This is a genomic window from Eggerthella sp. (genome assembly GCF_048329335.1).
GTDB classification, from domain to species: domain Bacteria; phylum Actinomycetota; class Coriobacteriia; order Coriobacteriales; family Eggerthellaceae; genus Eggerthella; species Eggerthella lenta.
Genome location: NZ_DBFEGU010000375.1, coordinates 1 through 3,013, shown reverse-complemented (window position 1 = coordinate 3,013; position 3,013 = coordinate 1). Strand labels below are relative to the sequence as shown.

At 66.2% G+C, this 3,013-nt stretch carries 2 protein-coding genes and 2 pseudogenes; 3 read left to right on the top strand and 1 reads right to left on the bottom strand.

Features of this window, described 5'->3' with window-relative positions; all coding sequences use genetic code 11:
- Positions 1–217: pseudogene (locus tag ACMO6A_RS11635) on the bottom strand (hypothetical protein); the annotation flags it as partial.
- Between the two features lie 321 nt (positions 218–538).
- Here ACMO6A_RS11635 and ACMO6A_RS11630 point away from each other — a divergent pair.
- The 3 genes and pseudogenes from ACMO6A_RS11630 to ACMO6A_RS11620 all read left to right on the top strand — a co-directional run.
- The gene (locus tag ACMO6A_RS11630) at positions 539–1,942 is read left to right on the top strand and encodes an NAD(P)/FAD-dependent oxidoreductase (protein ID WP_009304426.1); all 1,404 of its coding nucleotides are present in this window, start codon (positions 539–541) and stop codon (positions 1,940–1,942) included.
- A gap of 178 nt (positions 1,943–2,120) precedes the next feature.
- Positions 2,121–2,396, top strand: coding sequence for a twin-arginine translocase TatA/TatE family subunit (locus ACMO6A_RS11625; protein ID WP_009304425.1), 276 nt, complete (start codon positions 2,121–2,123; stop codon positions 2,394–2,396).
- A gap of 178 nt (positions 2,397–2,574) precedes the next feature.
- Positions 2,575–3,013, top strand: a pseudogene (locus ACMO6A_RS11620) (LuxR family transcriptional regulator); the annotation flags it as partial.

The following is a 3,013-nucleotide window of genomic DNA, read 5'->3' as shown; positions in this document are numbered from 1 at the left end:
GCGCCGCGAGAGCGCGCACCTGCTCGAGGTCGGCGACGGCTTCTTCGGCGGCAGCGCCCGGCAGCGTGACGGCTGCGGAGAGGACGGCGGGCCGGACGAGGGGGATCGCGGGAGCTTTTTCGACGGCGAACGCAGCTTGCGAGGGTGCGATGCACGCGATGCCGAGGGAGACCGCCGCGCCGAACGCGAGCGCGCGACGGGAGGGGTGCGATACCATTGAGGCATCCTTCCTGCGTCCGCGTCGGGTTCGTTGGCGTGGTATGGTTGCGGGCGCGAAGAGGAAGGGTAACAAAACGGCAACGTCGCAGTTCGCGACCTTATGAATGTCCGGCGAACCGTCACACGAGGTTCAAGAATCCTTCACAGGAACTTGGCGGGCAGGCCGCGTTCCGCGTCGGAGCTCCTCATGCGAAGCATCCGCTCCGATCGGCTGTTCCTCTCCCGTCGCCGGATCCCGGACGAGCCTACGGCAGGAGGGGTACAATGATGCAGAACACGAATCGCGCCGTCGGAACGGCGCGGGAACAGGAGCGTGCTTATGCGAACCATCGACACCGACGTGGTCATCGTGGGGGCGGGCCCCGCCGGTATTTTCTGCGCGCTCTCCCTTTTGGAGCGGGGCTTCACGGGGCGCATCGTCATGGTGGACAAAGGCTTGGCGGTGGAGGATCGCGTATGCCCGAAGCAGGCGGGCGCGCCATGCGCGAACTGCGAACCCTGCCGTATCACGACGGGGTTCTCGGGCGCGGGAGCGTTCTCGGACGGAAAGCTGTCGCTGTCGGCCGACGTAGGCGGCGACCTGCCCGACCTCATCGGGCGTGATGAGGCGCAGGACGCCATCGGGGAAGTGGACGGCGTGTACCTGGGCTTCGGCGCCGACGTGCGCGTGGAGGGCGCAGAACGCAAACCGGAGGTGGACGAGATCCGCCGCCGCGCTATCAAAGCGGGTCTCAAGCTGGTAGATTGCCCGCTGCGCCATCTCGGCACCGAGCGCGCCCGCGATCTGTACGCGCGTATCGAGCGCCACCTGCGCGAGGCGGGCGTGGACCTGCTCTTCCGCACGGAATGCACCCAGGTGCTCATCGAGGGAGAGCGGTGCCGAGGCGTGGCCGTCGCCGGCCCGGACGGCGCGTGCGAGATCCGCGCTCGGCGTACCGTGGTGGCCACGGGCCGGCGCGGCGCCGACTGGCTCGAGCGCATGTGCCGCGAGCATGCGATAGCGCACGCACCCGGTCCTGTGGACATCGGCGTGCGCGTGGAAGTGCGAAACGAGGTTATGGAGACGGTGAACGACGTGCTGTACGAGAGCAAGCTCATCGGTTATCCGCGCCCGTTCAAGAACAAGGTGCGGACGTTCTGCCAGAACCCCGGCGGCTTCGTCAGCCAGGAGAACTACGACGGCGGTCTCGCCGTGGTGAACGGCCATTCCTACAAGGAGCGCAAGTCGCCGAACACGAACCTCGCCATACTGTGCTCGCAGAATTTCTCGCACCCCTTCGACCAGCCCATCGCCTATGCCCAGAAGGTGGGCGAGCTCACGAACATGTTGGGCGACGGACGCATCCTCGTGCAGCGCTTGGGCGATATCTTCGACGGCAAGCGCACGTGGGAGAAGGAGCTCGTGCGCTCGAACGTGGCACCCACGCTGGACGATGCGGTGGCGGGCGACATCACGGCGGCCATGCCGTACCGCGCCATGACCAACATCCTCAATTTCATGCTGGCCGTCGACGAGGTGGTGCCGGGGTTCGCAGCGCAGGAGACGCTTCTGTACTCTCCCGAGCTCAAGTTCTACAGCAACCGCGTCAAGATGGACGAACGCTTCCTGACGAGCGTATGCGACCTTATGTGCCTCGGCGATTCCAGCGGATGGACGCGCGGGCTCATGATGGCCAGCGTCATGGGCTGGCTAGCAGGGCGTGTCGTGGCAGAGGAGCTGTGAGCAGGCAGGACGCATCCCGTACGCCGTTTGCATGACACGGATTCGTGCTTCTATGCGCATAAAATCATGCGTCTGCACGATAGGCGCGCCGCCGGTTCTGGGGCATGATGTGCCTCGTTGAAACCGGCGGCGGCTCACAGGCGAGACGCGTGCCACCGATACGCTGTAGGAGGCGCACATGAAAATCTTAGGCATGGGGGTACCCGAGCTCCTTATCATCCTCGCCGTCATACTGCTCATCTTCGGCCCCAAGAACCTCCCGAAGCTCGGCGCGTCGGTGGGCAAGACCGTGAAGAGCCTGCGCGAAGGCCTCGGCGGCGGTGAGAAGCTGGTGGAAGCCGACGACGAGGAAGAGGCGGTTGAGGAAATCGTGGAGGAAGCTGCTCCCGCTGCCGCCCCCAAGAAGACCGTCAAGGTGGCCAAGAAGGCCGACAAGGTCGACAAGGTCGCATAAACCAACCTATCCTTCCCTTACCGAGGCGCGAACCCTCCCTCCCTCGCGCCCAGCAACCGCCCGCGGCATCCGTGCCGCGGGCGGTTGCGCATTTTGAGGAGGGCGGGCGGCAGGCGCGAAGCGACACGGCATCTCCGTTATGATGGAGCTGTAAGGCCTGACGGAGAAAGGGGAGCACGTGCATCTCGGCTTGCGCGCCGATAAGGAAGGCAGAACGGCGGCCTTGCGGGTGATCGGCGGTTTCGCCTGCAACGAGGGGTTCGTGTTCTCGTTGTTCTACCTTGGAGAGAACCGCGCGTTCGGGGACGGCCCGTTCGCCTTCGAGCGCGCCGACCTATGGGGCACGCTCGCGTGCATGCTGATCGCGTTCGCGCTGCTGCGGATGGCTTCGCCGCGTGCGCGCGATGCGCTGCTGTCTCGGCCGCTCGTGTGGTGCTACGCCGGGCTGCTGGTGCTGGGCTCGCTCATGCCCGCCATCGCCGGAGGGGGCGACCACGGCATCGTGCTGGAGAGCTTGCTCGTCGGCCTGCCGGCGGGTTTCATGTTGGCCGCATGGGGCCGGGCGCTCGGGCGCCGGCCGGTGGGCGATTCGGTGCCGCAGGTGTTCTTGTCCGCGA